Here is a 25,439-nt window from a genome sequence, read left to right on the forward strand (position 1 = left end):
ACGGAGGTGCCAGTGCGAAGAACTTTGTCCGTCCTGGGGGTCGTGCTCGCCGGGCTCGGGGGAATCGCTCCCCCGCAGGCCGGCGCCGCGGTGCCCGCGACGTCCGCCACCTTGATCACCGGCGAAACTGTCAGCGTCCGGACCACCGCCGACGGCCGGTCCCTGTTCGACGTCCGGCCGGTCGTCGAGAAGGGCATGGCGCGAGCGCTGGTGCACCTGCGGCTCGGCGACCGCGACTACGAGGTCCCCGGCACCGCGCTCCCCTACCTCGGGCGCGGCCTGGACCTGAGCCTGTTCGACGTCGGCGCGTTGCTGGCCGGCGCGCCGCTGCCCGCCGACCCGGCGACGTTCGGGCCCGCGCTGGCGAAGCAGTTCAAAGAGGACAACGCGCGCGGGCACTTCGGCGGGCAAGGACTCTTCGCCGGCGGTGCTTCCTTTGCGCTGCCCGGCGCGCGACCGGCCGTCCGGCCGCGTTCGGTGATGCGGACGGTGTCGCTCGACGCCACCGACATCGCCGGCAACCCGGCCGACACCGGCGTCGCGTTCCTCTACAACACCGACGACGGGAACCTCCTCGACTTCGACGAAAGCGTCAACTACTTCTCCGGCGGCACGGCGAAGTTCAGCGCCCCCGACGGGAACTACAGCGCGCTCGGCCTGTTCTGGACGGCCGACGCCGACGGCAACCCGACCGAGGTGCGGTTCAGCGCGCAGCCCGAGTTCGCGGTCAAGGCGGACAAGACCGTCCGCGTCGACGCTTCCCGCGCTTCGAGCAAGCTGACCTGGGTGACGCCGCGGCCGGCGCTGCTCGACGACACCGGGTTCCTGTTCCGCCGGGCGGCCAAGACCGGGCCGGCACTGCTCGTCGACTTCGACGCCGGGCCCGGCGTGCCGATCGCGGTGTCGCCGACGGCCGTTCCGGTGAAGACGGGCGCGCTGCAGACGTACCCGTACAGCAGGCTGGTGTCCCCGCCGGGGCCCGGCACGCCGTACGAATACGTGCTGCAGAAGGCGAGCACCGGCACGATTCCGAAGCAGCGGTACGTGATCACGGCGAAGGACGTCGCCGCGGTGGACTCGACCTACTTCAGCGAGTATTCGTCGCTCGGGTTGCGGCAGCGCAGCGGGATGTTCTCCTTCGAAGACGTCAGCGGCCGGGTGTCGCACCCGATCCAGCTGCCGCGCAAGCAGGTCGAGTACGTCTCGGCGGCGCCGGACCTGCGCTGGTTCGGCGGGTTCTCGAAGTACGTGCTGCCCGGCCCGTTCCCGGGCTGGGCCGGCGGCCAGTACGAGCCGTTCCACGCCTACCAGGGCGGCACCTCGGTCACCGAGGACTGGAACAGGTTCCCGCTGCACCCGGCGGGCGAGGTCGCGCTGCTGCCGCTGGACGACGGCAGCGCACCGGTGGCGCCGGCCGCGACGAGGGCCGGGGACCTGCTGCGGCTGTCGATCACGCCGTTCAGCGACAACCAGCCGGGGCACACCGGGCTGGGCTTCTACGGCGAGGCCCGCGACACCATCACCGGGCACTACGCGCTGACCCAGGACGGCGCCACGCTCGCCGAGGGCAACCCGCAGACCGCGATCACCGAACTCACGCTGGAGCAGCCAGTGGCGGCCGGGCCGTCGACACTGGGGCTGACGCTCGACGCCGGGCGCACCGGGCCGATGTACCACCAGAGCACCGCGACCCACACCGAGTGGACGTGGCCGTCGCGGCACGTCGAGGGCGCGGAGCTGCCGGCGGCGCTGGTCTGCCTGCGCCTGCGGGGCGGCGTCGACCGGTCGTGCGCGGTCGAGCCGATGCTGACCCTCGGGTACGCCGTCGGCGGGCTGCGGCCGGACGGTTCCACGGTGTCCGGGCCGCAGGGCCTCGACCTCACGGTCGGGCACCTGCAGCTGAGCACGGCTTCGCCGATCACGGCGGCGACCGTGCAGTACTCGGACGACGGCGCGACCTGGCACGACGCGGCGGTCACCGCCCGCGGCGACGGGGTCTTCCACGCGGACTTCACCGCGGTCACGGACGCCTTCCGCGGCACGGACGTCTCGCTGCGCGTGACGGCGGCCGACGCGGCCGGGGCGACCGTGACCGAGACGATCACCGCCGCCTACCACGTCTACGCGGTTTGAGAGGAGAGTCCACTGTGTACAGAGCACTGATCGGCGTGCTGAGCGCCGTCCTGGTCGTCGCGTTCGCTCCGGCCGCGACCGCCGCTCCGGCACCGCGCGCGGCGTGTCCCGAGCGACCCGGGGTGGCGCGCTGCCTCACCAGTTACACCCCGGTGCGCGCCTTGGCGGACGGCCCGGCCGGCTGGGGCGCCGACGACCTGGCCTCGGCCTACGCGCTACCGACGGCACCGGGACCGGACACCGTCGTCGGCATCTCGATCGCCTACGACGCACCGAACCTGGAGGCGGACCTCGCGGCGTACCGGGCGCAGTACGGCCTGCCGCCGTGCACGACGGCGAACGGCTGCTTCCGCAAGGTCAACCAGCAGGGTGCGGCCGTGCCGCTGCCCGAGGCGGACTTCGGCTGGGCGATGGAGTCCACTTTGGACGTCTCGATGGTGTCGGCGGCGTGCCCGTCGTGCCGGTTGCTGGTCGTCGAAGGGAACACGCCGGGGTTCGCCGACCTGGCGGAGACGGAGGACACGGCGGTCCGCTTGGGCGCGACGGTGGTGTCGAACAGCTACGGCGCCCGTGAAGGCGGCGCACCGCTGGCGTTCGCGAGCCACTACCAGCACCCGGGCGTGGCGGTGGTGGCCTCCTCGGGCGACGCGGGCTTCACGGCGGCGAGCTACCCGGCGAACCTGGCGACGACGATCGCGGTCGGCGGGACGTCGCTGGCCCGCGACCCGTCCTCGGCCCGCGGCTGGGCGGAATCGGCGTGGCAGTACGGCGGCAGCGGTTGCTCGGCGTACATCGCGAAGCCGTCGTGGCAGCGGGACACCCACTGCGGCAAGCGCACGGTCGCGGACGTCGCCGCGGCGGCGGAGGACATCGCGATCCACTACGCGGACGCGGGCGGCTGGCTCCCGGCGAACGGCACGAGCGCTTCGGCGCCGTTCGTCGCGGGGCTGATCGCGCGGTCGGGTCATGTCACGGCGCCGGCGGACCTGTACGCGAACGCGTCCCGGTTCACCGACGTCACGACGGGCCACAACGACCCCGCGGGCGGCGGCAAGAAGTGCGGCGGCGACTACTTGTGCGTCGCGGGGCCGGGCTATGACGCTCCGACCGGTGTAGGAGTCCCGAACGGCCTGACCGGCTTCTGACGCCTGGCCGCGTGTAGTGAATGACTCATTCCTGTCACCAGACGACAGGAATGAGTCATTCACGTCGTTTCGACCCCGGGCCGGCAGAGTCCGCGCTCGTACGCCAGCAAGCCGGCCTCGGTCCGGTGCGCGCACCCCAGCTTCCGCACCACCTGGTCCACCAGGGTGCGCACCACCGGCTCCGCCACGCCCAGCCGCGTCGCGATCTCCGCGTTCGACAACGCTGAGCCGATGCCGACCAGCACTTCCCGCTCGCGCGCGGACAGCCGGTCGACGCCCGCGAGGCGTTCGTCGCGCGGGCCGGACAGCCGGGTCGCCGCCGAGACCAGCCGGCGGGAGGCGTCCGGGGACAGCACCGCGTGCCCGTCGGCCGCCAGGCGGACCACCTTGATCAGCTCGTTGCGCCGGGCCGAACGCAGCACGTACCCGGCGGCCCCGTCACGTAGGGCGCGCAGGATGCCCGCGTCGGAGTCGAACGTCACCAGCGCCAGCACGGCCGGACGGCGGAACACCGGGCCCAGCGGGCCCAGCCGCAGGTCCAGCAGCACCACGTCCGGCAGCCGGCGGCGCAGCTCCGTCCGGGCCGCGGGCGCGTCCGGGACCGAGCCGATCAGCTCGATGCCGTCCGCTTCGCCCAGCACGGCGCCCAGCCGGGCCCGCACCGCCGGATCGCGTTCGGCCACCAGGACCCGGACCGGTGGCGGGGGCAGCACCGTCAGTCCTGGTCCTTGGGCCGCAGGCGGATCAGCGGCAGGTCGGTGCGCGAGGCGCCCACCAGGTCACGCCCGCCCGGGCCGCGCAGGCGCAGCTCGCGGAACCGGACCGAGGACAGCTGCGCCGCTTCGATCGGGTACACGTCGCCGTAGCGCTTGATCTTGTCGACCAGTTCCTTGCCGAGCAGTTCCACCAGGCCGGCGTGGCGCGTCGCGGCGCCGCCGAGGGGCACGTCGAGCTGCTTGCGGACCTCGGGGAACCGCTGGTCCAGCTCGACCGCCAGCTGGTGGATGGTCACGTAGGCCGGGCCGAACTCCGGCGCGTCCGGTCCCGGCGGGATCTCCTTCAGCACTTTGATGAGCTTGTCGTCCATCCCGAGCGTGTCCCACAGCGTCACCGCCGCAGGTCTACCAGAGGACCGGCACGCGGTCCACTCCCCCGGTGACCCGGTTCGCCCGGATCTCCAGCTCGTCGACCGGCACCGCGAGCCGGAGCCCGGGGAACCGGCGGAAGAGGGAGCCGAACACGACGCGCAGCTCCGTGCGGGCCAGGCTCGCGCCGATGCAGAACCAGCCGCCGTACGCGAACGCCACGTGCGGGTTCGGCTTGCGCCCGGCGTCGAACTCGTCGGCGTGCGGGAACACGGCCGGGTCCCGGTTCGCGGCGGTCAGCGCCAGGACGACCGCGTCGCCACGGGCGACCCGCACTCCGCCGAGGTCGACGTCGTCGTGCGCGTACCGCAGGGCGCCGAGCCCACCCGGCGCCGAGAGCCGCAGGATCTCCTCGACCACGCCGTGGGTCGTCCCGTCGGGGTCGGCGACCAGGGCGTCGCGCCGCGCGAGGTCGGTGAGCAGGTAGAGGACGCCGAGGTCGATCCGGTTGGACGTGGTCTCGTGGCCGGCGAACAGCAGGCCGGCGGCGAGCCGGGCGAGGTCGTCGTCGGTGAAGGACGGATCCTCGGCCTGCGCCCGGACCAGGTCCGAGACGACGTCTTGGCCGGGGTCACGCCGTTTGGCCGCGGCGAGCCGGCCCAGGTAGGCGGCGAACTCGTCGAGGGCGGCTTCGGCGCCGGAACCGATGTCCATCCGGCCCATCCGCTCGGACAGGACCCGGAAGGTGTCGCGGTCCTCGTACGGGACGCCGAGGAGCTCGCAGATCACCAGCACGGGCAGCGGGAACGAGAGGTGTTCGCGCAGGTCGACGGGCTCGTCCCCACGCCGGGCGCGTTCCATGGCGGCGAAGCAGCCGTCGGCCAGCTCCTGCACGTGGCCGGCGAGCCGCCGGATCCGGTTGGCGGAGAAGGCGGGCACGAGCACCCGCCGCATCCGCGCGTGCTCCACGTGCTCGGTTTCGTGGTCCCCCTGCGGCCGGCTGAGAATGGCGGCGTCGGAGAGCGCCGAGGCTTCCTCGGGCGCGGGGTGCGAGCGCCCGAAGCGCGGATCGGTGAAGACGGCGCGCACTTCGTCGAACCCGGTGACGAGCCAGGCCGGGTCCCCGGCCGGGGTGGTCACGGCCACGACCGGCCCCTGCCGGCGCGGCACCTCGAAGAGCGGAGCGATTTCCAGGACGTTCGCCCGCTCGAAAGGCAGGCGCGGGGTGTCCGTGGTCGCGGTCATCGGATCTCCTCCCGGACGCGCGGCCGGTCGGGCGCGGACACGGGCGGGCCGGTCACCGGCCGCTCCCCCCGGTCCCCCTGCGGTCCACGGTACTCAGAAAGCCCCGCCGGGACGGGGAATGCGCGATTCCCCGCCCTTTCGGGTCAACCCCGGCAACCCGCTTCGGCCCGGCGAAAGGTCTTGAATGACTCATTCAGGACCTCGGAGGTCCTGAATGAGTCATTCAAGACGTCGGCGACCGACTCCGCCGGACCCTGCCCGTCCGCGTCACCACGGCGAAACTGTCGGTGCCGTCCGCTAGCGTGGATACCGGGGGCCGGAGGCAAGCCCTACAGCATCTTCCACGCCTGGGTCAGCGTGTCCCGCAGGATCTGCTCCATCTCGTCGAACTCCGCCTGGCCACAGACCAACGGCGGCGAAAGCTGCACGACCGGCTCGGCCCGATCGTCGGCCCGGCAGTACAACCCGGCCTCGAACAACGCATCCGACAGGAACCCGCGCAGCACCCGCTCCGACTCGGCGGCGCTGAACGTCTCCTTGGTCACCTTGTCCTTCACCAGTTCGATGCCGTAGAAGAACCCGGCCCCCCGCACGTCCCCGACGATCGGCAAGTCCGTCAACTTGTCCAAAGTGGACCGAAACGCGTCTTCCGAAGCAAGCACGTGGTCGTACGAGCCTTCCCGGGCCATCAAGTCCAAATTGGCCAGCGCCACCGCGCACGAAACCGGGTGCCCACCGTACGTGGAGCCGTGCATGAACGTCGTCGAACCCCGCGTGAACGGCTCCATCAACCGCTCCGAGGCCAGCACCGCCCCCAGCGGCGCGTACCCGGACGTCAGCCCCTTCGCCGTCGTGATGATGTCCGGCTGGTACCCGTACCGCTTCGCGGCGAAGTCGTACCCGACGCGGCCGAACGCGCAGATCACCTCGTCGGACACCAGCAGCACGTCGTGCCTGTCGCAGATCTCGCGCACCCGCTCGAAATACCCGGGCGGCGGCACGAAACACCCGCCGGTGTTCTGCACCGGCTCGAGGAACACCGCGGCGACCGTGTCCGCACCCTCGAACTCGATCGCCTGCTCAATCTGGTCGGCGGCCCAGCGCCCGTAGGCGACGTAGTCGTCGGCGTGCTCGGGCGCGCGGTAGAAGTTCGTGTTCGGCACGCGCAGGGTGCTCGGCACCAGCGGCTCGAAGTCGGCCTTCGCGCCCGGGATGCCGGTGATCGACAGCGCGCCCTGCGACGTGCCGTGGTAGGCCAGCGCGCGGCTGATCACCTTGTGCTTACCCGGTTTCCCGACGAGCTTGAAGTACTGCTTCGCCAGCTTCCACGCCGTTTCGACGGACTCGCCGCCGCTCACGGTGAAGAACACGCGGTTCAAGTCGCCCGGGGCCGCGGAAGCGAGCCGCGAGGCCAGTTCGATCGCCGTCGGGTGCGCGTGGCCCCACAACGGGAAGTACGCGAGCTGCTTCGTCTGCCGCGCGGCGGCTTCGGCGAGTTCCTCGCGGCCGTGGCCGACCTGGACCGCGAACAGGCCCGCGAGCCCGTCCAGATAGCGCTTTCCGCGGGAGTCCCAGATGTACGGTCCTTCGCCGCGCACGATCACCGGGACGTCGGCCTCGTCGAAGGCGGAGTGGCGGGTGAAGTGCATCCAGAGGTGGTCGCGAGCCGTCTGAGCGAGGTCGGCGGTAGTGGTCATGCCTCGGTTATCGCATGCTCGACACCCTTGGAGCAAGCGATTCAGTCGTCCAGCCGAACCTGCTCGACTAATTCAAGGTCATTTACCCACTGGGACCTTCGGATTTAGTCGTCACGCTCAGCGAGTACCCCACTGGTACGTCTGTTTCCGCAGCTTGAGGTACACCATCGCTTCCGCGTGCCGGACGCCCGGCAGCGCGCGGATCCGCGTCGAGATCAGCTGAAGCAGCGCCTCGTCGTCCGCGCAGACGGCCTCGCACAGCAGGTCGTAGCGCCCGGCGCAGAGGATCACGTACGCGATTTCGTCCATTTCGGCCAGTGCGTCGCCGACCGGCTCGAGGGGCCCGTCGACGGTGATCGCGATCATCGCCTGCCGGAACAGCCCGACCTGCAAGGGATCCGAGACGGCGACGATCTGGATGACGCCGGAGTCGGACAGCCGCTGCACCCGCTGCCGGACGGCGGCCTCGGACAGGCCGACGGCCTTGCCGATCGTCGCGTACGCGCGCCGGCCGTCCTCCTGGAGCTGCGCGATGATCTGCCGCGAGATGTCGTCGAGCACCGGCGGCGCGGGCCGGCTCGGGGTGTCCTGGCTGCTCACGCCCCGGATCATCCCCGACGCGGGCGACCCGGGGCAATCCCGGCACGCCGTCACCACCCGTGACTAAATCCGAAGGCTCCAAGCCGGGACAGACGACGATTTCGGTCGTCTTCGGCGCGTTGACAACACCGAATCGGTGCTGTTCCATCCGTCGCACCTTGCCCCCGGCCGGAGGGAACGCCCATGCCCCGCACTCCCGCCCCGCCCGACGTCACCGCACCCGCCGAAGCGAAGAAGACCCTCACGCGCTCCATCGGCGTCGGCGGCGGCACCCTGCTCACGCTCAGCTGCGTGACGCCGGCGTCGTCGCTGTTCGTCCTCGTGCCCCCGCTGTTCGCCGACCTCGGCACCGGCACCGCGCTCGCCATCGCCCTCGCCGTGCTGCTCTGCGTCGGGATCGCTTTCTGCTACTCGGAACTCGGCACGCTGGTGCCGAGCGCGGGCGGCGAATACGCGATGGTGACGACGGTGGCGAACCGCTTCGCGGGCTGGCTGACCTTCATGCTGTCGTTCATCGTCATCCTCGTCGTGCCGCCGATCATCGCGATCGGCGTCGCGGACTACGTGGCCGCGGTGGCCGACATCGACCCGTCGGTCGCCGGAGCGCTCGTGATGCTCGCGTCCACCGTCATGGGCCTGCTGAACCTGCGGGCCAACGCCTGGATCACCGGGATCTTCCTCGTCATCGAGGTCGTCGCGATCTTCGCCGTGTCCCTACTGGGGTTCACGCACACGACGCAGAGCCCGGCCGTGCTGCTGAAGCCGAGCCTCGGGACGAGCCCGATCGGGCTGATCGCCGTCGTCGCCGGGCTCGCCGTCGCGCTGTTCGTCGTGCAGGGCTTCAGCACCGCCGTCTACCTCGCCGAGGAGATGCGGGAGCCGCGCAAGACGGTCGCCCGCACGGTGTTCTGGACGCTCGGGATCAGCGCGCTGGTCATCCTCGTCCCGGTCGTCGCGGTGACCCTCGCCGTGCCGGACGCCGCCGCGCTCGCCGGCGTCGACCTCACGGCGCTGGTCACGGGCTGGAGCAATTCCACTGTGGGCGCCGCGATCAGCCTGTGCATCGCCGCCGCGATCGTCAACGCGGTGATCGTCATGGTCATCCAGAACTCGCGCGTGCTCTACGCCTCCGCGCGCGACCGGGCGTGGCCGACGCCCGTCAACCGCGCGATGAGCGTGGTGAGCACCCGGTTCGGCGCGCCGTGGATCGCGACGCTGGTGGTCGGGCTGTCCGAGGCCGTCCTGTGCTTCGTGCCGGTGGACACGCTCAGCGGCGTCACCGGGGTCGCCGTCGTCGCGCTCTACCTCAGCGTCGCCGCCGCCGCGTTGCGGGGCCGCCGGGCCGCGCACCGGAAGCCGCACGTGTGGCGAATGCCGGCGTGGCCGGTGGTGCCGGTGCTCGCCGTCGGGGCGCTCGCCTACGTCCTGGTGGAGCAGAGCGCGCTCGACCTCGGGATCACCGCCGGCGTGCTGGTGGTGTCGGCGCTGTACTGGTGGGGCTACCTGCGCCGCCGTCCCGAGCGGTGGGTCGTGACGGTCCCGCAGGAGTAGCTCAGTCCTTCCGGCGGCCCAGCAGCTGGCGCAGCCCGACGACGATGACCGCGAGCAGGCCGGCGATCGCGACCACTACCCAGATCCAGCCCGGGATGCCGGTGTCCACCGCGGCCGGGGCGGGGGCCTGGGCCTGGACGGCGGGTGCGGCCGCGGACGTCGTCGGGGCGGCTGCCGTCGTCGTCGCCGCGGCCGTGACGGTGAAGTGGACGGTGCCGGTGAGGTTGTCGCCGTCCTTCGCGATCACCTTCCAGGTCAGTGTGTAGGCCTGGGCCGGTCCGGACGGCGTCACCGGCGCGGTCACGACCGACCCGGCCACGGTCGGCGTGCCGACCGTCCAGGCGGTGCCGTCGCGGCCGGTCACCTTGACGGCCTCCGGCGGCAGCGTCACCGGCTCTTCGAAAGTCAGCTTGACCTCGGACGGCGCGGCCGTGAGCGAAGCGCCCTCGGCAGGCGAGCTGGACGTCAGGTCGGTGTGGGCGGCGGCCGGTCCGGCCAGCACCACGAGCCCGGTGAGGGTGGCGAGAACGGCTCCGAACGCACGACGCGGGATCATCCGGACATCCTGCCCTATCCGCCCGTGCAGTGTTCGTGTCCACCCGTGCACCCGGGTGGGCCGGTCTTCTCATCGCGACGACCATTGGCCAGGATGGACGCCTGGGTGGCGAGGGAGGACCTCAAATGGCGACGGTGCGCGACGAGGCCGACGCGCGGCGGCAGCTGCGTGCGGAAGAGCAGCGTGAAACGAATGAGCCGGTCATCGTGGGACCGGTGACCAGCGGCATCGAGCTTCACTACGACGGTGTGGTGGACGCCAAGAGTGCCATCGACGCGCACTACGACGAGCTGTCCCGCCATCTCGAGACGGCGCGCGGTCTCGACACCGAGCTGGCCGACGGCAAGGGCCCGGTCGCCCACTGGATGCGCCGCTCGTTCGCGGTGCGCGGCGGTGCCGAGACGGGCGGGGTCCAGGCCGCGCTGCAGTCGTACCTGGCCGAGCTGGCGACGCTGCGGCAGACGCTCGACACCGTCGTGACGATGCACCAGGGCAACGACCAAGAGGCCGCCGCGGCCCTGCCGGCGGGGGACGCCGATGCCTGAGTTCCACTCGACGCACCACGCGCCGACCGCGCGGCAGCGGGCCAAGGCCCGGCGGGTCCGCCGGGCGAAGACCAGGAACAACCGCGAAGCGACGTTCGGCAAGATCAACTGGAACGCCTACGAGCACCGCGAGCTGTGGGACATGGTGCAGTCGGCCGTCCCGGCGAAGCTCGGCGAGCACGCGGCGTGGTGGCAGGAGGTCGCCACGGGCGTCCGCAACGCGACCGAAGAGGTGTCCGCGCTGGTCCGGAAGCTGCGCGAGTCGTGGCAGGGGCCGTCGGCGGACCAGGCGGCGGCGTCGGTCGACCGGCTGACCGGCTGGGCGACGACGGTGGGCGAGAACGCCCAGCGCGTCGGCTCCGGCCTCGACTCGTACACGTCGGTGGTCAGCGAAGCGCGGCGCCGGATGCCCGAGCCGGTGCACTACTGGGCCGAGCGGTGGTTCCGGCAGGGGTACGCGGTGAAGCGGCTCGACGGCCCCGAAGGCACGTACATGCTGGACCAGCTGCTCGACGACAAGCTGCCGACGAAGCAGGAAGCCGACGCCGCCAAGGCCGAAGCGGTCCGGGTGATGGAGCAGTACGAGAGCGCGAGCCACGACGTCCGCCACCGGCTGCCCCCGGAGTTCGACACGGCCCCGCCGGTGACCGCCGGCCCCGGTGGCACCACACCGCTGCCCCCGGCTCCCCCGCCGGGCCCTCCGGCGCCTCCCGGACCTCCGGTCCCGCCCGCTCCGGGCGGCCCCGGCGAGCCGGGGCCCGGGCCGCACGACGGATCCGGCCACGAGCCGGGCACCGGACCGGACGACTCGACGTCGACGGCGTCCGCGTTGCCGCCGGTGTTCACGGGCGCCGGGGTCCCGGGCGCGCTCGACGGGGTGATCGGCGCCGCCGGACCGGGTTCGCCCGCGGCCGGCTACGGCTTCCCCGTCGCGGGAACGCCGGGTTCCGGAGCGCCCGGTCTCGGCGAAGGCGGCCGGGCCGGCGCGGGACGTTTCGGCGCCGGGACAACGGGCTTCGGGCCGGGCGGGACGGGCGGCCGCGGCACGGCGGGCGGGTACGGGATGTACCCGCCCGGCCAGCAGACGCGACGCGAGGAGGACACCGAGCACCGCGACAAGTACGCGAAGGGCTACGACCTGCTCGACGACCTCCCGCCGGCGTACCCCCCGGTGTTCGGCGAATGAGCGGCTTCCACGCGGACCCGCAGGCCCTCGACGCGTTGGCGCTGCGCTTGGCGGACACGGCCGAGGAGTACGGTGCGGCGGCGGTTGCACTGGAGGCACCGGCCGGGGAGTGCGGGCCGGGCCCGGTCGCGGCCGCGCTCACCGCGCTGACGGGCAAGTGGTCCGGCAGGATACGGGCGGTGGAGAGCGATTTCGCCGCAGCGGCAACGGATGTCCGGACGGCCGCGAAGGCGTACCGGGCAACAGATGCGGCGGCGGCCGAGGAGCTGGGCCGCGCCGATGGCTGAGTACCGCGGCCTCGGCTTCGACCCGGTCCCCGGCAACCCCGACACCGTCGCCGAAGCCGCCCGCCACTACACCGACACCGCGACCCACCTCGCCCAAATCCCCTCCCCCGGCGAAATCCCCGAATGGGCCGGCCGCTCCGCGCGAGCCCAAGCCGACCGCGCCGAACGGACCGCCGCCGGCCTCGCCACCACCCGCGAAGCCCTCCGCGCCGCCGCCGGTGTCCTCGAAGACTGGGCCGGCATTCTCGTGGCGAACCACCGCCGGGCCGAAGACCTCGACCGCCGCGCCATCGCCGCGCGCCAAGCCGTCACCGCCGCCCGCGACGACGTCGAGCAAGCCGAAACCGAAGCCCAGTTCTCCCCCGCCACCCAACCGAACCTCACCGCCGCCCGCGCCCGGCTCACCGCCCGCCAAGACGACCTCGACCGCGTCCTCGCCGAAGCCCGCGACCTCGACCGCGCCCACCGCACCGAGGCCATCCGCGTCGCCGAGCGGCTGACCGCTCTCGGCGAGGGCACCCCTCTGCCGGAAACTCCCGTCTTCGCCGGAATCACCACCCACCTGGACACGTTCTCGGCCGCCGGGCGCGAGCTGGGCGTCACGGTCGCGAAGACCCCCGTCGTGCCCGTCACGCCGCCGCCGGGTGCCGTCAGCGCCTTCGCCGCGGCACTGGGTGGCCGGTGAAGCTCCCCGCCGTTCCGGGGATCACCCCGGTCACCCTGGACTCCGTCGAGCGCACCACCGCCGAGTTGCACGCGCTGATGGCCCGCCTGCGCGGCCCCGACGCCGCCCGCGACCTCGGTCTGGAAGCGGCCGCCGTCCAGTGCGCGGAGATCGCCCACGAACAGCGGGCCGGGCTGCTGGCCCTCGTCGAACACCGCGACGCCGACCCCGCCCTGCTCATCGCCGGCGTCGTCCCGGTCGACCACCCCGGCGACGCCGCCGACCTCGGCTACTTCATCGCCGACACGACCCCCGGCATCCGCGAGGTCAGCAACGCGCACACCGGCCGCGGCTACCCGGTGGTGATCGTCGAGCGGATCGGCCTGTCCGGCGCGCAGCTGCAGGCCGTCGTGCTCGACCCGGACCGGCCGCGCGCCGCCGTGTTCACCCTGCACTCCCCCGGCGGGCGTGGCTGGCTGGAGGTCGCCGGGCTGGCCGGGACGCTCGTCGCCGGCGTCGACCTCACCCCCGCAGCGCCCGTTCCCGGAACTCGCGCGGGGTCCGGCCGGTCGCCTGGCGGAACGTCCGCGAGAAGTGCGGGGCGCTGGTGAACCCGCAGTCCCGCGCGATCTCCGCGATCCCGCGTCCCGCCTTCGCCGGGTCGGCCAGCACCGCCTTCGCACGCTCGATCCGCAGGCCCTTCAACCGTTCCGAGACGCCCTGGCCGTCGTCGAACAGCTGGTACAGCCGCCGACGCGAGATGTACAGCGCTTCGGCGATCTTGTCCGCGCTGAGCGACTGCTCGCCGAGGTGCGCGCGCATGTACTCGAGTGCTTCACGCCTTCGCGCCGCCAAAGCGTCGACGCGGTCCAGCTCGACGCGCAGGGCACTCCGCAGCACCAGTTCGGCCAGGCCCAGCAGGTGGTGCGCGAGCCCGTGCGGGTCGAGCCGCGGCCCGGCCGCCACGACGTGCGCGACGGCGCCGGCGAACAGCGACCGCAGCGGCGCGTCGACCTCGACCGGCCGGAACATCAGCGGCCGCAGCTCGGCGAACGAGATCGACAGCTTCGCCGCCGCGACGGTCAGCATCACGACGCCGGACGGTTGCAGGTGCAGCGTCGCGTCGGCGAACGTCAGCTTCGCGCCGGACTCGGCGACCGCTCGCGGGACGGGACAGCGCAGCAGCAGCTGGACGTCCTCGGGGTCCCGGCGGCCGCCGAGGATCGCGGCGCGCGCGGCCGCCGCGCCGGACGCGCGGACGACGAGGTACCCGCTCGCGGGGACGTCCATCGACTGCGGCTCGGCCATCGGCACCATCGTGCCCGACGGCGGCCGCTCGGCACGGGAAGGGGGACCATGGCGCGGCGCACCGCGACGGCGGCGGGAGTGATCCTGTCGCATCTGGAATTCGATCTCCTCTGGGAGGACCTGGGACCGGGCGGGCCGCCGCCGTACCCGTTCGACGTGCCGTCGCACGGCGCGACGCACGCCGAGCGCGACGACCTGGGCGTCCAGGTGTTCGCCGGCCTCACCGACGCGGGTCTCACGGACGGCGAGGACGTCGACCCGGAGCTGGCGGACCTGGTAGTGCTGCTGGGTTCGGCGTCGCTGAGCGTCGACGCGCTGGTGCTGGGCGACGCGCCCTGGCGGCTGCTCGCGGCGGCCCGCGACGGTGCCGGGGTGCTCGCGGTGCTGGACGACCGCGACCTGGTGCTGGAGCCGGTCCGCCCGGACGGCCTGGTCGCCGCGGTGGCCCGGATGGTGGGCTCTCCCGAAGCCGGCCCCGGCGACCAGCTGCGTCTCCCCCGCGCGGTGTACTCGGCCGCGATGGACGCGTACGCACGCAACGGGTACGACGCGTTCGAGCGGGCGTTGAGCACGGCCGGGATCACCGGCCGCGCGGTCCGTCCACTGGCGACGCTGGTGACGGCGGAGCGGTACGCGGCCGGCCAGCTGGCGGCGACGGGCCCGGCGGGCCGCAGCCCGGTGCTGGCCTGGTTCGACACGGCGGCGGGCCGGTACGCGGTCACGCCGGAGGACGTGGGCGGCGAGCCGTGGGTGACGGTCACCCCCGCCGACGGCGCCTGGCTCGCCGACCGCCTGGCGCGCATGGTCGACGACGTCCATTGAGCAGTCTTCCGCGGCTCGTCGTGAGTGAGAAACAGTGTTCTAACCCTGTTTCTCACTCACGACCGCGGTCAGGTCGCCCAGGTGGCGGGCAGGAACTCGTCGGGTTCGGGGTTCCGCCGGGGCCGGATCCTCGGCCCGGCGTCGGTCACGCTCGCCGGCCGCTCCGCGATCTTCGGGCCTTCCGAGCTCTCGGGTAGCAGGTCGCCCAGCAGTTCGCGGCCCTGCCGCAAGGTTTCCGCGCCCGCCTCCGAAGCCAGCCGCCGGATCAGCCCGGCCAATTCCCCCGGCGATTTGTTCAGCGCCCACCGGTCGAACCGCAGGTCCACCAGCGCGCCGTGCAGGTCGACCACCACCGAGACCCCGTCGTCCGCGGCGGTGGCGCGGATCGCCGCCAGGCGCGCGCCATACCCGGGCTCCGAGGCCGCGAAAGCGTCGTCGGCCAGTTCTACAGCCGTGCGGTTCACTGGGCCCGCCAGCTGTCCGGAGTGGTCTCTTCCGCGGCTTCCCCCGGCTCGGGCAGGCCGAGGGCGGCCACGCCGTCGTAGGTGTGCCACAAGGAAGCCGTGGCCCGCGCCGACGCCGCCGCCGTCAGCAGCAGGATCCGGCGCGCCAGCTCGTCCGGCTCCAGCCGCAGCGCCGCGGCCTCCAAGGTCAGCTCCTGCAGCGCGCCGCCGGGCGCGACCTCCACGGCGACCGTCCGGTCGGCGGCTTTTCCGGTGATCACGGGTGCACCCCTCCGTAGAACGTCGACGCCGACAGCGTGTGCGTGTTCCGGCGGACGGCGTCCCCGGAGTTGCCCTCGATCATCGTGACCCGGTTCCCGTCGACCTTCTCGACGATGCCGATGTGCGTGCTCGTCGACGTGTTCTGCGGGCCGGTGCCGAAGATCAGCACGTCCCCCGGTTTCGCTTCGTGCAGCGAGTTCTTGCCGTAGGCGTGCCCATTGCGTTCGCCCCAGCGGTAGACGTCGCCGCTGAAGGGCAGGACCGGGATCTTCACGCCGGCCTTGCGCCACATCGCCGTCGCGAACGACGAGCACCACGCCGCGGTCGGCCCGTACGGGTTCCGGTTGCTGCCCGGCGGGCTCTCGCGCGTACCCAGTTCCTTCCGCGCCGCGTGGACGATCTCCTTGCCCCGCCCCGAAACCGCCTTCGCGGGCACCGTCTTGTCCGCGACCCCGTCGTGGGTCAGGTCCTTGCGCAGCTCCTGCAGCTTCTTCGCCGCCGCCTTGAGTTCCGCGTCGACGTGCCGCAGGGTCGACGCCGACTGGCGCGTGTACCGGGGTGCCAGGTCGGCGGCGTGCCCGACGGCCCGCATCAGCGCCGCCTGCGTCCCGGCCGCGACCCCGGCGTCGAGGACCTGCTTGGCCTGCGCGGTGTACTCGTCGACCAGCCGCTGCACGGCCGTGTGCCCGCTGTCCACTGTGGACGCCACGTGCGCGACGACCTTTTCCGCCGCCGCGCCGGCCGCACCGGTGATCTTCAGTTCCTTGGTCAGCTTCGCGCTGTTGTGCCGGAAGCCGTCGGCGCCGCGGCCGTGCCAGTGACCCAGGACCGTGGTGCTTTCCTTGTGGTAGGCGTCGTGCTGGGCGTCCAGCGCCCCGGCCACCTGGTGCAGCGAGTATTCGGCGCGGACGGCGTCTTCGGCTTTCCCGGCGAGCTTGTTGCGGTGCGCGATCAGGTCCTTCGCGAAGGAGCGCGCGAGTGCGGCGGTGTCCACGTCAGCCCTTCCCGTTCAGCGCGGCGGCGGTGGCCGTCTCGTGGTCGCGGTAGGACTTCGCGGCCTTCCCGGCCGCCGACGCGAGCCCGTCGGCGTGCGCGCCGACGCCCTTGACCTGCCGCTGCAGCGCCAGCCCGAACCCGGCCAGCGCGTCGGCGAAGCCCGATTCCTCGCCGATCTTCCCGAAGCTGTCGCGCGCGATCTCGCGGACGTCTCGCAGCTGCCCGGTCGCGGTGCCCAGCGCGTCGGCGACGTGCCGCGTCCGGCGCACGTAGGCGTGCAGCACCGTGTCGTCGACCCGGAGCGGCTCGCCACCACCCCCTCGCGACTGGGGCTCGTCGTGGTGCTTCGTGACGTCTTGGGCGGCCTTGCGCGCGGCCGTCAGGTGGTGCTTGTACGCGCCGTTCGTGTACGTCGACCAGGGCGTGAAGTCGTGGCCGTCGCTAGAAATGCTGTTCGCGACCCGGGCGTTGGTGTCCGCGTCGAACAGCTGGTCGTCGGACTTCAGGTGGTACTGCCGGCGCCGTTCCGGGCCGAGCGCGCCCAGCATGTTGATCTGCCAGAGGCCGTAGGAGTCGTCCGGCGGGGTGGCGTTGTGCGCGGTCGTCCGCCCGCCCGACTCGGCCAGCGCGACCGCGACCGCCGTGGTCAGGCCCTGGCCGCGGAACCCGGCCGCGTAGGCGTGCCGGGCGATCTGCTCGGCGCTCAGCTTCGTCATGGTTCGACCTTGTCCCTCCGGGTACCTGTTCCGGTAGGCGCGGTGCACGCAGGGACAACCCGGGTGCACGCGCGGCTCAACCTCCGGGGCCGCTCACACGTACTGATCAGGGGAGAACGTTCGGCGAGGGGAAGACGGATGCGCGCAACCGGGGTGGTCACCCTGCTGGGGTTGACGCTGGTCACGGCGTCGTGCGCGGCACCGCGCGCGACGACGCCGAGCCCGATCGCGGAACCCGCGCCACTGGTCCGGACGTCCACTCCGGTCACCACGACCACGCCGCCACCCGCGCCGCCCTGCGCGGTCACGACCGGCGCGTGCGTGAGCCTCGCGCAGCACCTGGCCTGGCTGCTGCGCGACGGCCGGGTCGTGCGCGGCCCGGTCCCGGCCGGCTTCGGGCCGCCGGACCAGACGACGCCCGCCGGGTCGTTCCACGTCGTCTGGAAGGACCGCGAGCACACGAGCAGTGAGTACGGCACGGACATGCCGAACTCGGTGTTCTTCGCCGCCGGCGGCATCGCCTTCCACGCCGGGCCGCTGGACGCGCCGTCGCACGGCTGCGTCCACCTCTCCGACGCCGATTCGGCCGCGTTCTTCGACGGCCTGAACGTCGGGGACGCGGTGCAGGTCCAGTAGGCTCGTTCCCCGTTGGACACTTCACCGATCGTTTCCCGGCTGCGCGCGGCGGGCTGCGTGTTCGCCGAGGACGAGGCGGACCTGCTCGTCGCGGCCGCGTCGACGCCCGCCGAGCTGGAGTCGCTGGTGGCACGCCGGGTCGCCGGGCTGCCGCTGGAGCACCTGCTGGGCTGGGCGGAGTTCCACGGGCTGCGGATCGCCGTGCGGCCCGGGGTGTTCGTGCCGCGCCACCGCACCGAGTTCCTGGTCGACGTCGCCGTCTCGCTCGCTCCGCCGGACCCGGTGGTGCTGGACTTGTGCTGTGGCTCGGGCGCTTTGGGGGCCGCGTTCCGTGCCGCGGTGGTCCCCCGTGAGCTGCACGCGGCCGACGTCGAGCCCGCGGCTGTTTCCTGTGCGCGGGTGAACCTCCCTGACGCTCGGGTTTACCTGGGGAATCTGTACGACGCGCTGCCGGCGTCCCTGCGCGGCCGGGTCGACGTGCTGCTGGCGAACGTGCCGTACGTGCCTTCGGAGGCCGTCGCGACGATGCCGCCGGAGGCGCGCCTGCACGAACCGCGCGTCGCGCTCGACGGCGGGCTCGACGGCCTCGACCTCGCCCGCCGCGTCGCCGAGGGTGCTCCGCGCTGGCTCGCGCCGGGCGGGACGCTGCTGGTGGAGACGAGTTCCGCGCAGGCGCCGGTGCTGAGCGGGATCTTCGCCGCGGCCGGATTGGCTGCCCGCGTGCACGAGTCGGACGAACTGGGTGCGACTGTGGTCACGGGTACCACGAAAGTGTGACCTCACGTTCCCGCGGACCCGGACGTCTTCAAGGTGTGATCGTGAAACCGTTCGAGCAGATCGTGGCCGAGCACGGGCCGATGGTCCTGCGCGTCTGCCGGGCCGTCCTCGGGCAAGCGGACGCCGAAGACGCCTGGTCGGAGACGTTCCTGGCGGCGCTGAAGGCGTACCCCGAGCTGCCCGCCGACGCGAACGTCCAGGCGTGGCTCGTCACGATCGCGCACCGCAAGGCCGTCGACGTCACCCGCGCGCAGGCCCGCCGTCCCCTGCCGGTGGGCGAGATCCCGGACCGCCCCGGCCGCGCCGACGCGTGGAACGGCGACCTGTGGGACGCGCTGGCCAAGCTGCCGGACAAGCAGCGCACCGCCGTCGCGTACCACTACCTGGCCGGGCTGCCCTACCGCGAGATCGCGGAGATCACCGGAGGCACGGCGGACGCCGCCCGCCGCGCGGCCGCCGACGGCGTCAAGGCCTTGCGGGCCGTCTACCCCCTGGAAGGAGCGCACTCATGATCGACGCAATCTGGTCGTTCCCGGTCGAGGCTCAGGTCCTGCCGCACCACATGCACGAACGGCTGAGCACCGAAGCGGAGCGCGAGGGCCTGCTGGACGTCGCGTACCACACGATCAACACCCCAGTCGGCCCATTGCTCCTGGCGGCGACGGCCCAGGGCCTGGTCAAGGTGGCATTCGACCGCCAGGACCACGACGCGGTCCTGGAAGCGTTGGCAGCGGCGATCAGCCCCCGGATCCTCCGAGCCCCGGCCCGCCTGGACGCAGCGGTCCGCCAGCTGGACGAGTACTTCACGGGCGGCCGCCGCACCTTCGACCTGCCCCTGGACTTCCGCTTGGCGCGCGGGTTCCGCTTGTCGGTACTGGAGCACTTGCCGGAGATCGACTACGGCCACACGGAGAGCTACGCGGAAGTGGCAGCGGCGGCGGGGAGTCCAAGGGCGGTCCGAGCGGTGGGGACGGCTTGTGCGCTCAACCCGCTGCCGGTGGTGGTGCCGTGTCATCGGGTGGTGCGGTCCGATGGGTCGTACGGGCAGTACGCGGGGGGCGAGGAGGCGAAGCGGACGCTGCTCACTTTGGAGGCGGCTTGAGTTCGTGAGGTTGGCGGTCCTCCCGCCGGTCGCCGGCGGCGGGGAGGGGCAGCGGGGGCGGGGCGACCTTGGTCTTCACCACTTCGCGCCGCTTCTTCTCCTCGCGCTCCCCAGCCCCTGCCGCAGCCCTCGCCCCTCGCGCTCCCTAACCCCCTGCCGCAGCCCTCGCCCCCGCGCTCCTGCCCCTGCCACTGCCCTCGCGCTCCTGCCCCTGCCACTGCCCTCGCGCTCCTGCCCCTGCCACTGCCCCCGCCCTCGCGCCCCTGCCACTGCCCTCGCGCTCCTGCCCCTGCCACTGCCCCTGCCCTCGCGCCCCTGCCCTGCCCTCGCGCTCCTGCCCCTGCCCCTGCCCCTGCCTTGCCCCTCGCACCCCGCCCTCGCGCGTTCCCTCGCTCCCTCTCTCCTTTCTCTCTGCCCGCCTACCCCTCTTGCCATCCGCACCTCTTCCCTTCGTCCGCCCGGCCGTCTCGCAGCGCCCCACCCCCTTGCTCCAGCCCTCGTCCCCTCGCGCTGCCTCCCACCTGAGCCATCGCCCTCTCGCCACCCCCTCCAGCGCTCGCGCTCCCGCCCCTAGCCGGTCCCTCTTTCTCTCGCCGCTCGGGTAACACCAAGCGAAACTTCTCGCCCATCCGATCTCACGTTTCACCCCGCCCGGGCGTCTACCCAATATGAGCACCTTCGAGAAACGCGTCGCCGCGGCTGACTGGGGCGCGGTGGCCGCCGAGGTCGATGATTACGGCTGCGCGCTCCTTCCGCCGCTGCTCACTCCGGCCGAATGCGCGAAGATCGTCGCACTCTGGGACCGGCCCGACCACTTCCGCGCGACCGTCAACCTGCGCCGTCACCGCTTCGGCGACCACGGCGACTACCACTACTTCGCCGAACCCTTCCCGGAACCCGTCCAGCGACTACGACAAGCCCTCTACCCACGCCTGCTGTCCATCGCCCAAGACTGGTACACCCGGCTCGGCCGTGAGCCGGAATGGCCGTCCACTTTGGACGAATGGCTGACGATCTGCCACGACGCCGGGCAACGGCGGCCCACCCCGATCCTCCTCCGCTACGAAACCGGCGGCTGGAACGCACTGCACCGCGACCTCTACGGCGACAAGGTCTTCCCGCTGCAAGTCGTGATCAACCTCAACGAACCGGGCGTCGACCACACCGGCGGCGAGTTCCTGCTCGTCGAACAACGCCCGCGAGCCCAGTCGCGCGGCACCGCGACGCTCATCCCGCAAGGCCACGGCCTGGTCTTCACCACCCGCGACCGCCCCGTCCGCTCGGCCCGCGGCTGGTCCGCGTCGCCGGTGCGACACGGCGTCTCGGCCGTGCGGTCCGGCCGGCGGCACACCCTGGGCCTCGTCTTCCACGACGCGGCATGACCGACGCGGAACTCGAGGCACTCGTGAAGCTGATCGGCCCAGCGCGGCACATAGTGATCGGCACGGACACCACCTCGCGGGCCCACGGCCACCGGATCGCCGAAGCCTGGGGCGGCCTCGTGCTCGCGACCGTGACGTGGCCGGAGACGGCGGCGTCGTGGCTGCGTCAAGCCCGGCGCTTCGCGGCGCCGGACCCGGACGTCTGGGTGGTCAGCGCCACCCCGGCCGGCTGGGCAGGCATGTCCCGGCGGCTCGAGCTGTCCACCGGATGGAGTCCACATCGGACGGTCGCCACCGCGAAGCTGGCCGATGTCCCCGGGCTGCGCGGCGCCCGAACAGACGGCACCACTTGGGAGAACTGATGCACCACGCGATCATCGACTCACCGATCGGCGAACTCACCCTGGTCGGCGACAGCGACGTCGTCACCGGCCTCTACTTCCCGCACCACTGGACCCGTCCCGACCGGACCACGTTCGGCCCGCGCGACGACTCGGCGTTCCCGGCCGCGGTGGCGCAGCTGAAGGAGTACTTCGCCGGCCAGCGCACCGAATTCGACGTGCGCACGCGAGCCGACGGGCCCGCCTTCGACCGGAACGTCTGGGCCGAGATCGCCGAGATCCCGTACGGCGCGACCGCCACGTACGCGACCTCGCGCAAGCCGTCGGGGCGTTGCCGCACGAAGTCGGGGCCGCCGTCGGGCGGAACCCGCTGAGCATCCTCGTGGCGTGCCACCGGGTCGTCGGGAAGAACGGGAAGCTCACCGGGTACGCGGGCGGCGTCAAACGCAAGGAGTTCCTGCTGGAACTGGAACGCCCGCCGGCCGACGAGCGTGGGCAGCTCTGGTGAATCACACGTGGCTCAGAAGCATCGTCGCGCCGAGGGCGGTCATCGTGACGGCGATCAGGACGTCGAGGACACGCCAGGCCGCGGGCCGGGCGAAGACTCCGGCGAGGCGACGGGCGCCGAAGCCGAGGGCGCTGAACCAGACGGCGCTCGCGATGCCGGCGCCGAGGCCGAACAGCCAGCGACCGTCGCCGTGGGCGACCGCGACCGAGCCGAGGAGCAGCACCGTGTCCAGGTAGACGTGCGGGTTGAGCCAAGTGAACGCCACGCAGGCGAGCACGGCCTTGCGCAACGGCGTCCGTGCGTCGCCGAGGGCCATGACCGACGGCCGGAACGCCCGCCGCGCGGCGAGGGCGCCGTAGCCGAGCAGGAAAAGCCCGCCCCCGACGGCGATCACCCCGATCGCCGTCGGCCACTGCTCAAGCACCGCCCCGATCCCGCTCACGCCGAGCCCGATCAGCACGAGGTCCGACACGGCACAGATGACGACGAGCGGAGCGACAGCACCACCGCGCAGACCCTGTTGCAGCAAGAAGGCGTTCTGGGAACCGATGGCGACGATGAGGGAGAGACCGGTTCCGAACCCGGCGAGGAGCAGCGGCAGCACCCGTCCACGGTACGACCGTCCCGCTGGATTACTCCAGCTAAAGATTCTTACGTAACATTAGCGCTCGTGATGCCAGATCTCCCGCTCGACCAGGTCAGGACGCTGCTGGCCGTCGTGGACGAGCAAAGTTTCGACGCCGCGGCGGCGGTGCTGCACGTGACGCCGTCGGCGGTCAGCCAGCGGGTGAAGGCCCTGGAGCAGCGCACGGGCCGCGTGCTCCTGCTCCGCACGAAGCCGGTCACGCTCACCGAGTCCGGTCAGGTGTTGATCCGCTTCGCGCGCTCACTGGCCCAGCTGGAGCAGGACGCCCTGGCCGAGCTGGGCCTCGGCTCGTCGCCCCGGACGCTGTCGATCGCGGTGAACGCGGACTCCCTCGCCACGTGGTTCCTCCCGAGCCTGGCGCGGCTCCCGGAATCGCACAAAATCTGCTTCGACCTGCAACGCGAAGACCAGGACCACACGGCGGCGCTCCTGCGCGAGGGCCTGGTGATGGCCGCGGTGACGGCGTCGCCGCAGCCGGTCCAGGGCTGCACGTCGGTCCGCCTGGGCCGCATGCGCTACCGCGCGATGGCGTCCCCCGGGTTCATCGAACGCTGGCTGTCCGCGGACCCGCTCCCCGCGTCCCTCCCCCAGGCACCGGTGATCCTGTTCGACCGCAAGGACGACCTCCAGGACCGCTTCCTCCGCGGCCTCACCCGCCGCCGCACGTTCACCCTGGTCCGCCACTACATCCCGGCATCGGAGTCGTTCGCCGACGCGGTGGCGGCCGGCCTGGGCTGGGGCATGGTCCCGGAGATCCAGGCGGCACCCCGCGGAGACGCCTTGGTGGACCTGGCCCCGGACCGCCCGCTGGACGTACCGCTGCACTGGCAGCAGTGGAAGCTGGACTCCCCCGCCCTCGCGGCCGTCGCCCAAGCAGTCGCCGAGGGCGCGAACCAAGCACTCCGCTGATCAGCACGAGATCTCGCGAGCTTTCGGTTCGTTGAACTCAGTATCCGTGGTGACCGCGAGACACGAAGGGCTCGATCCGCAGCATCACCGCTTGTCAACTCATTCCCGCTCAGATGCCGGACCAGCGCGAGATCGAGTCGGCAACGCAGCGAGATGTCGGCTCCGATGAACGTCAACAAGTTGCCGTACAGACAGCGCCCAATCCGGCCCATAGGCTCGCAGCCGAGGCAGGTTGCACTCGCCGGGAGGGCTTGCATGCTCGACGCCAAACAGCATCAGGGCAAATTCGGTGAAGACTACGTGCGTGTGCTGGCTTCGGCGGCGGGACTTCTCGTTCTGAAGGACGATCTCGACGTGGACGGCATCGACCTCGGGTTCCGTGCCAGCGGTCGGTACGGCAAGGTTTACTCGCCGACCATTGAAGCCCAGATCAAGACTTGGTCAAGGCCGTCGGGCTCGTCCGGGCACTTGAACTTTCGCGGCCTCGACGAATGCCAGTTCAACAAGCTTGCCGGGCCGGATTTCACCGTGCCCCGGTTCCTCTTCGTCGTCTGTGTTCCGCTGGACAACCAGTCGTACGCCGCCTCCATCACCGACGGTGTGATGCTCCGCCATCTGGGATACTTCGTCTCGCTCCGTTCCGAGACTCCGATTCCCCACCCGGATCGCAATCGGAAACGCCTGGTCAAGGTTCCGACCGCGAACGTACTCACGGTCGCGACCTTGCGCCGCCTCACCGAAACCCAGTCGGACTGGTAGGCGCACACCATGACGATTCCCTTGCAGATCGACGACATCGTCGGCTACCTGTCCGAAACCGGCTGGGAACGGGTTGCGGAGGACTCGCACGGAGCAAGTTCTTGGAGACACGCCGAGGACTTCGAGGTTCTGGTCCCCGCTCAGGACGGTCTGCGGGACGGCGAACGCCGCGTACGTGACATCCTGCGCTGTCTTCGTGCAGTCGAAGGCCGCCCGGAATCAGAGATCGCTTCGGAAATCTCCCGCCCCCATCTCGACAGGCTGCTTTTCCGCACGTTCCCCGAAGACCACGACGCCGGCTACACCTCCCTGGCGTCCGGTGTGCAAGCGCTGGACGGTGTCCGAAGCCTCCTCGCAACAGCAACCCGTACCGTCCTGCAGGGCCCGCATTTCTCATTCGCGGGGCGGCCGCCGGCCGCAGTCGGCGATGTACTGCGAGCCGCTGAGCTCGGCGCGGCACGGTCAGGCAGCTACGTCCTCGAGGTTCGACTGGCTGTGAACGAACCCTCCGGCGCCCGGACCACGAACCCGCCGGCCGGACGGACGATCGTCACGCAGATGCTGGAAGCGATCAGCGCTGCTCGCAACGCGGTACTTGCCGGTTATCCTGAGGCCTTCGACGAATCCGTCACCACCGGCGTCTCAGGAGACCTGTGCCGGGCCCTCGGCGATCTGTCCGCTCGCGGCCGCGACGAACCGTTCGAGATCACCTTCCGCTGGGCCCGCGCACGGCCGCTCGACAAACCATCGCACGTGCTCGTATTCCCGCCCACCTCGGCGTCCCTGCTTCATGCTGCAGCATCGCGGTTGCGGGGGCTCGACGCTTCCGGAGCAGCGACGGTAACCGGCGTGGTGTCGGGGCTCGAGGACGATTCCGCGACCGGCGACCGCTGGCGGATCAAAATCCGTGGCGACCTGCACACCGAGCGCGCCGAGCAGTCGCGTCGGGCGACGGTGTGGGTTCGGCTGGCCGATCAAGTCACCTACGACCGGGCCATCACCGCCCATCGTGAAAGGCGCCGAGTCACCGTGTCCGGCGCGTTGTCCAGCACGACCGGCCGGGTGGAGCTGGTGCCCGGGCGGAGGCTCGAAATCTGAACCGAACCGATTCCAGGAGG

Annotated in this window: 30 protein-coding genes and 1 pseudogene; 19 read left to right on the forward strand and 12 right to left on the reverse strand. The window is 72.0% G+C overall.

Annotated features, from left to right (window positions below):
• The first annotated feature begins 12 nt into the window (after positions 1-12).
• A complete protein-coding gene (locus tag ACIQWX_RS24550) occupies positions 13-2,133 on the forward strand; it encodes a hypothetical protein (protein ID WP_400875249.1) in 2,121 nt (706 codons plus the stop codon).
• Positions 2,134-2,147: 14 nt separating this feature from the next.
• Positions 2,148-3,278: a S8 family serine peptidase gene (locus tag ACIQWX_RS24555; RefSeq protein WP_400875252.1), complete on the forward strand. Its 1,131-nt coding sequence runs from the start codon at positions 2,148-2,150 to the stop codon at positions 3,276-3,278.
• A 59-nt stretch (positions 3,279-3,337) separates the two neighbouring features.
• Here ACIQWX_RS24555 and ACIQWX_RS24560 read toward each other — a convergent pair whose 3' ends face one another.
• The 5 genes from ACIQWX_RS24560 to ACIQWX_RS24580 form a co-directional block, all read right to left on the reverse strand.
• Positions 3,338-3,991, reverse strand: a complete 654-nt coding sequence (locus tag ACIQWX_RS24560; RefSeq protein ID WP_400875255.1) for a LuxR C-terminal-related transcriptional regulator — start codon at positions 3,989-3,991, stop codon at positions 3,338-3,340.
• 2 nt (positions 3,992-3,993) lie between these two features.
• Positions 3,994-4,389 (reverse strand): hypothetical protein, encoded by a 396-nt coding sequence (locus tag ACIQWX_RS24565; RefSeq protein ID WP_400875257.1) that lies wholly within the window; start codon positions 4,387-4,389, stop codon positions 3,994-3,996.
• Positions 4,390-4,399: 10 nt separating this feature from the next.
• A complete protein-coding gene (locus ACIQWX_RS24570; protein WP_400875260.1) occupies positions 4,400-5,608 on the reverse strand; it encodes a cytochrome P450 in 1,209 nt (402 codons plus the stop codon).
• Positions 5,609-5,937: 329 nt separating this feature from the next.
• Complete coding sequence (locus ACIQWX_RS24575) at positions 5,938-7,305, reverse strand: aspartate aminotransferase family protein (RefSeq protein WP_400875263.1); 1,368 nt, start codon at positions 7,303-7,305, stop codon at positions 5,938-5,940.
• A 117-nt stretch (positions 7,306-7,422) separates the two neighbouring features.
• Complete coding sequence (locus ACIQWX_RS24580) at positions 7,423-7,917, reverse strand: Lrp/AsnC family transcriptional regulator (protein ID WP_167379547.1); 495 nt, start codon at positions 7,915-7,917, stop codon at positions 7,423-7,425.
• A gap of 171 nt (positions 7,918-8,088) precedes the next feature.
• Here ACIQWX_RS24580 and ACIQWX_RS24585 point away from each other — a divergent pair, with 171 nt between their 5' ends.
• Positions 8,089-9,456, forward strand: a complete 1,368-nt coding sequence (locus ACIQWX_RS24585; RefSeq protein WP_400875266.1) for an APC family permease — start codon at positions 8,089-8,091, stop codon at positions 9,454-9,456.
• 1 nt (position 9,457) lies between these two features.
• Here the strand turns inward: ACIQWX_RS24585 and ACIQWX_RS24590 are convergent, their stop codons facing one another.
• Positions 9,458-10,012, reverse strand: coding sequence for a copper resistance protein CopC (locus ACIQWX_RS24590; protein WP_400875269.1), 555 nt, complete (start codon positions 10,010-10,012; stop codon positions 9,458-9,460).
• 125 nt (positions 10,013-10,137) lie between these two features.
• On the opposite strand from ACIQWX_RS24590, the gene ACIQWX_RS24595 reads away from it, so the two are divergent.
• The 5 genes from ACIQWX_RS24595 to ACIQWX_RS24615 are packed head-to-tail and all read left to right on the forward strand — an operon-like array spanning position 10,138 to position 13,305.
• A complete protein-coding gene (locus tag ACIQWX_RS24595; RefSeq protein WP_400875272.1) occupies positions 10,138-10,557 on the forward strand; it encodes a hypothetical protein in 420 nt (139 codons plus the stop codon).
• Entirely contained in the window at positions 10,550-11,743 is a 1,194-nt protein-coding gene (locus ACIQWX_RS24600; protein ID WP_400875275.1) for a PPE domain-containing protein, read from the forward strand. The genes ACIQWX_RS24595 and ACIQWX_RS24600 overlap by 8 nt, the downstream gene beginning before the upstream one ends.
• A complete protein-coding gene (locus tag ACIQWX_RS24605; RefSeq protein ID WP_400875278.1) occupies positions 11,740-12,030 on the forward strand; it encodes a hypothetical protein in 291 nt (96 codons plus the stop codon). Before ACIQWX_RS24600 ends, ACIQWX_RS24605 begins: the two co-directional genes overlap by 4 nt.
• Positions 12,023-12,715 carry a hypothetical protein gene (locus ACIQWX_RS24610; RefSeq protein WP_400875280.1) on the forward strand — a complete coding sequence of 231 codons (693 nt, stop codon included), beginning with the start codon at positions 12,023-12,025 and terminating at the stop codon, positions 12,713-12,715. Before ACIQWX_RS24605 ends, ACIQWX_RS24610 begins: the two co-directional genes overlap by 8 nt.
• The gene (locus tag ACIQWX_RS24615; protein WP_400875283.1) at positions 12,712-13,305 is read left to right on the forward strand and encodes a hypothetical protein; all 594 of its coding nucleotides are present in this window, start codon (positions 12,712-12,714) and stop codon (positions 13,303-13,305) included. Before ACIQWX_RS24610 ends, ACIQWX_RS24615 begins: the two co-directional genes overlap by 4 nt.
• Here the strand turns inward: ACIQWX_RS24615 and ACIQWX_RS24620 are convergent.
• Positions 13,217-14,002, reverse strand: coding sequence for a helix-turn-helix transcriptional regulator (locus ACIQWX_RS24620; RefSeq protein WP_400875286.1), 786 nt, complete (start codon positions 14,000-14,002; stop codon positions 13,217-13,219). The two genes, ACIQWX_RS24615 and ACIQWX_RS24620, sit on opposite strands and share 89 nt — an antisense overlap.
• Before the next feature lie 48 nt (positions 14,003-14,050).
• Here ACIQWX_RS24620 and ACIQWX_RS24625 point away from each other — a divergent pair, with 48 nt between their 5' ends.
• Complete coding sequence (locus tag ACIQWX_RS24625; RefSeq protein ID WP_400875289.1) at positions 14,051-14,824, forward strand: ESX secretion-associated protein EspG; 774 nt, start codon at positions 14,051-14,053, stop codon at positions 14,822-14,824.
• Between the two features lie 68 nt (positions 14,825-14,892).
• Here ACIQWX_RS24625 and ACIQWX_RS24630 read toward each other — a convergent pair whose 3' ends face one another.
• The 4 genes from ACIQWX_RS24630 to ACIQWX_RS24645 are packed head-to-tail and all read right to left on the reverse strand — an operon-like array spanning position 14,893 to position 17,261.
• Entirely contained in the window at positions 14,893-15,288 is a 396-nt protein-coding gene (locus ACIQWX_RS24630) for a hypothetical protein (protein WP_400875292.1), read from the reverse strand.
• Complete coding sequence (locus tag ACIQWX_RS24635) at positions 15,285-15,548, reverse strand: YbaB/EbfC family DNA-binding protein (protein WP_400875294.1); 264 nt, start codon at positions 15,546-15,548, stop codon at positions 15,285-15,287. The genes ACIQWX_RS24630 and ACIQWX_RS24635 overlap by 4 nt, the downstream gene beginning before the upstream one ends.
• Positions 15,545-16,543, reverse strand: a complete 999-nt coding sequence (locus ACIQWX_RS24640) for a CHAP domain-containing protein (RefSeq protein ID WP_400875297.1) — start codon at positions 16,541-16,543, stop codon at positions 15,545-15,547. Before ACIQWX_RS24640 ends, ACIQWX_RS24635 begins: the two co-directional genes overlap by 4 nt.
• Before the next feature lies 1 nt (position 16,544).
• Positions 16,545-17,261, reverse strand: coding sequence for a lytic transglycosylase (locus tag ACIQWX_RS24645; protein ID WP_400875299.1), 717 nt, complete (start codon positions 17,259-17,261; stop codon positions 16,545-16,547).
• Between the two features lie 138 nt (positions 17,262-17,399).
• Here ACIQWX_RS24645 and ACIQWX_RS24650 point away from each other — a divergent pair, with 138 nt between their 5' ends.
• The 7 genes and pseudogenes from ACIQWX_RS24650 to ACIQWX_RS24680 all read left to right on the forward strand — a co-directional run bounded on the left by ACIQWX_RS24650 (position 17,400) and on the right by ACIQWX_RS24680 (position 22,007).
• The gene (locus ACIQWX_RS24650; RefSeq protein WP_400875302.1) at positions 17,400-17,897 is read left to right on the forward strand and encodes a L,D-transpeptidase; all 498 of its coding nucleotides are present in this window, start codon (positions 17,400-17,402) and stop codon (positions 17,895-17,897) included.
• Between the two features lie 12 nt (positions 17,898-17,909).
• Complete coding sequence (locus ACIQWX_RS24655) at positions 17,910-18,674, forward strand: putative protein N(5)-glutamine methyltransferase (RefSeq protein WP_400875304.1); 765 nt, start codon at positions 17,910-17,912, stop codon at positions 18,672-18,674.
• A 35-nt stretch (positions 18,675-18,709) separates the two neighbouring features.
• Positions 18,710-19,186, forward strand: coding sequence for an RNA polymerase sigma factor (locus ACIQWX_RS24660; RefSeq protein WP_400875307.1), 477 nt, complete (start codon positions 18,710-18,712; stop codon positions 19,184-19,186).
• Entirely contained in the window at positions 19,183-19,776 is a 594-nt protein-coding gene (locus ACIQWX_RS24665) for a methylated-DNA--[protein]-cysteine S-methyltransferase (protein ID WP_400875309.1), read from the forward strand. Before ACIQWX_RS24660 ends, ACIQWX_RS24665 begins: the two co-directional genes overlap by 4 nt.
• A 668-nt stretch (positions 19,777-20,444) precedes the next feature.
• The gene (locus tag ACIQWX_RS24670) at positions 20,445-21,158 is read left to right on the forward strand and encodes a 2OG-Fe(II) oxygenase (RefSeq protein ID WP_400875312.1); all 714 of its coding nucleotides are present in this window, start codon (positions 20,445-20,447) and stop codon (positions 21,156-21,158) included.
• On the forward strand, positions 21,155-21,520 hold the full coding sequence (locus tag ACIQWX_RS24675) for a hypothetical protein (RefSeq protein WP_400875315.1): 366 nt from the start codon (positions 21,155-21,157) through the stop codon (positions 21,518-21,520). Before ACIQWX_RS24670 ends, ACIQWX_RS24675 begins: the two co-directional genes overlap by 4 nt.
• Positions 21,520-22,007, forward strand: a pseudogene (locus ACIQWX_RS24680) (methylated-DNA--[protein]-cysteine S-methyltransferase). The gene ACIQWX_RS24675 and the pseudogene ACIQWX_RS24680 overlap by 1 nt, the downstream one beginning before the upstream one ends.
• A 1-nt stretch (position 22,008) precedes the next feature.
• Here the strand turns inward: ACIQWX_RS24680 and ACIQWX_RS24685 are convergent.
• Positions 22,009-22,611 carry a LysE/ArgO family amino acid transporter gene (locus ACIQWX_RS24685; RefSeq protein WP_400875318.1) on the reverse strand — a complete coding sequence of 201 codons (603 nt, stop codon included), beginning with the start codon at positions 22,609-22,611 and terminating at the stop codon, positions 22,009-22,011.
• A gap of 66 nt (positions 22,612-22,677) precedes the next feature.
• On the opposite strand from ACIQWX_RS24685, the gene ACIQWX_RS24690 reads away from it, so the two are divergent.
• The 3 genes from ACIQWX_RS24690 (at position 22,678) to ACIQWX_RS24700 (ending at position 25,419) form a co-directional block, all read left to right on the forward strand.
• Positions 22,678-23,562 carry a LysR family transcriptional regulator ArgP gene (locus ACIQWX_RS24690; RefSeq protein WP_400875321.1) on the forward strand — a complete coding sequence of 295 codons (885 nt, stop codon included), beginning with the start codon at positions 22,678-22,680 and terminating at the stop codon, positions 23,560-23,562.
• A gap of 255 nt (positions 23,563-23,817) precedes the next feature.
• Positions 23,818-24,321, forward strand: a complete 504-nt coding sequence (locus ACIQWX_RS24695) for a DUF4365 domain-containing protein (protein WP_400875323.1) — start codon at positions 23,818-23,820, stop codon at positions 24,319-24,321.
• Between the two features lie 9 nt (positions 24,322-24,330).
• Positions 24,331-25,419 carry a hypothetical protein gene (locus tag ACIQWX_RS24700; RefSeq protein WP_400875326.1) on the forward strand — a complete coding sequence of 363 codons (1,089 nt, stop codon included), beginning with the start codon at positions 24,331-24,333 and terminating at the stop codon, positions 25,417-25,419.
• Positions 25,420-25,439: the final 20 nt, after the last annotated feature.

Source organism: Amycolatopsis sp. NPDC098790 (assembly GCF_044759945.1).
Lineage (GTDB): Bacteria > Actinomycetota > Actinomycetes > Mycobacteriales > Pseudonocardiaceae > Amycolatopsis.

Excerpts from the sequence above, each read along its gene's own strand:
- ACIQWX_RS24700 (WP_400875326.1), top strand. The coding sequence starts at position 24,331 with ATGACGATTCCCTTGCAGATCGACGACATCGTCGGCTACCTGTCCGAA.
- ACIQWX_RS24650 (WP_400875302.1), top strand. The coding sequence starts at position 17,400 with ATGCGCGCAACCGGGGTGGTCACCCTGCTGGGGTTGACGCTGGTCACG.
- ACIQWX_RS24610 (WP_400875280.1), top strand. The coding sequence starts at position 12,023 with ATGGCTGAGTACCGCGGCCTCGGCTTCGACCCGGTCCCCGGCAACCCC.
- ACIQWX_RS24670 (WP_400875312.1), top strand. The coding sequence starts at position 20,445 with ATGAGCACCTTCGAGAAACGCGTCGCCGCGGCTGACTGGGGCGCGGTG.
- ACIQWX_RS24675 (WP_400875315.1), top strand. The coding sequence starts at position 21,155 with ATGACCGACGCGGAACTCGAGGCACTCGTGAAGCTGATCGGCCCAGCG.
- ACIQWX_RS24585 (WP_400875266.1), top strand. The coding sequence starts at position 8,089 with ATGCCCCGCACTCCCGCCCCGCCCGACGTCACCGCACCCGCCGAAGCG.
- ACIQWX_RS24590 (WP_400875269.1), bottom strand. The coding sequence starts at position 10,012 with ATGATCCCGCGTCGTGCGTTCGGAGCCGTTCTCGCCACCCTCACCGGG.
- ACIQWX_RS24695 (WP_400875323.1), top strand. The coding sequence starts at position 23,818 with ATGCTCGACGCCAAACAGCATCAGGGCAAATTCGGTGAAGACTACGTG.
- ACIQWX_RS24575 (WP_400875263.1), bottom strand. The coding sequence starts at position 7,305 with ATGACCACTACCGCCGACCTCGCTCAGACGGCTCGCGACCACCTCTGG.
- ACIQWX_RS24665 (WP_400875309.1), top strand. The coding sequence starts at position 19,183 with ATGATCGACGCAATCTGGTCGTTCCCGGTCGAGGCTCAGGTCCTGCCG.
- ACIQWX_RS24605 (WP_400875278.1), top strand. The coding sequence starts at position 11,740 with ATGAGCGGCTTCCACGCGGACCCGCAGGCCCTCGACGCGTTGGCGCTG.
- ACIQWX_RS24595 (WP_400875272.1), top strand. The coding sequence starts at position 10,138 with ATGGCGACGGTGCGCGACGAGGCCGACGCGCGGCGGCAGCTGCGTGCG.
- ACIQWX_RS24580 (WP_167379547.1), bottom strand. The coding sequence starts at position 7,917 with ATGATCCGGGGCGTGAGCAGCCAGGACACCCCGAGCCGGCCCGCGCCG.
- ACIQWX_RS24620 (WP_400875286.1), bottom strand. The coding sequence starts at position 14,002 with ATGGCCGAGCCGCAGTCGATGGACGTCCCCGCGAGCGGGTACCTCGTC.
- ACIQWX_RS24570 (WP_400875260.1), bottom strand. The coding sequence starts at position 5,608 with ATGACCGCGACCACGGACACCCCGCGCCTGCCTTTCGAGCGGGCGAAC.
- ACIQWX_RS24645 (WP_400875299.1), bottom strand. The coding sequence starts at position 17,261 with ATGACGAAGCTGAGCGCCGAGCAGATCGCCCGGCACGCCTACGCGGCC.
- ACIQWX_RS24600 (WP_400875275.1), top strand. The coding sequence starts at position 10,550 with ATGCCTGAGTTCCACTCGACGCACCACGCGCCGACCGCGCGGCAGCGG.
- ACIQWX_RS24625 (WP_400875289.1), top strand. The coding sequence starts at position 14,051 with ATGGCGCGGCGCACCGCGACGGCGGCGGGAGTGATCCTGTCGCATCTG.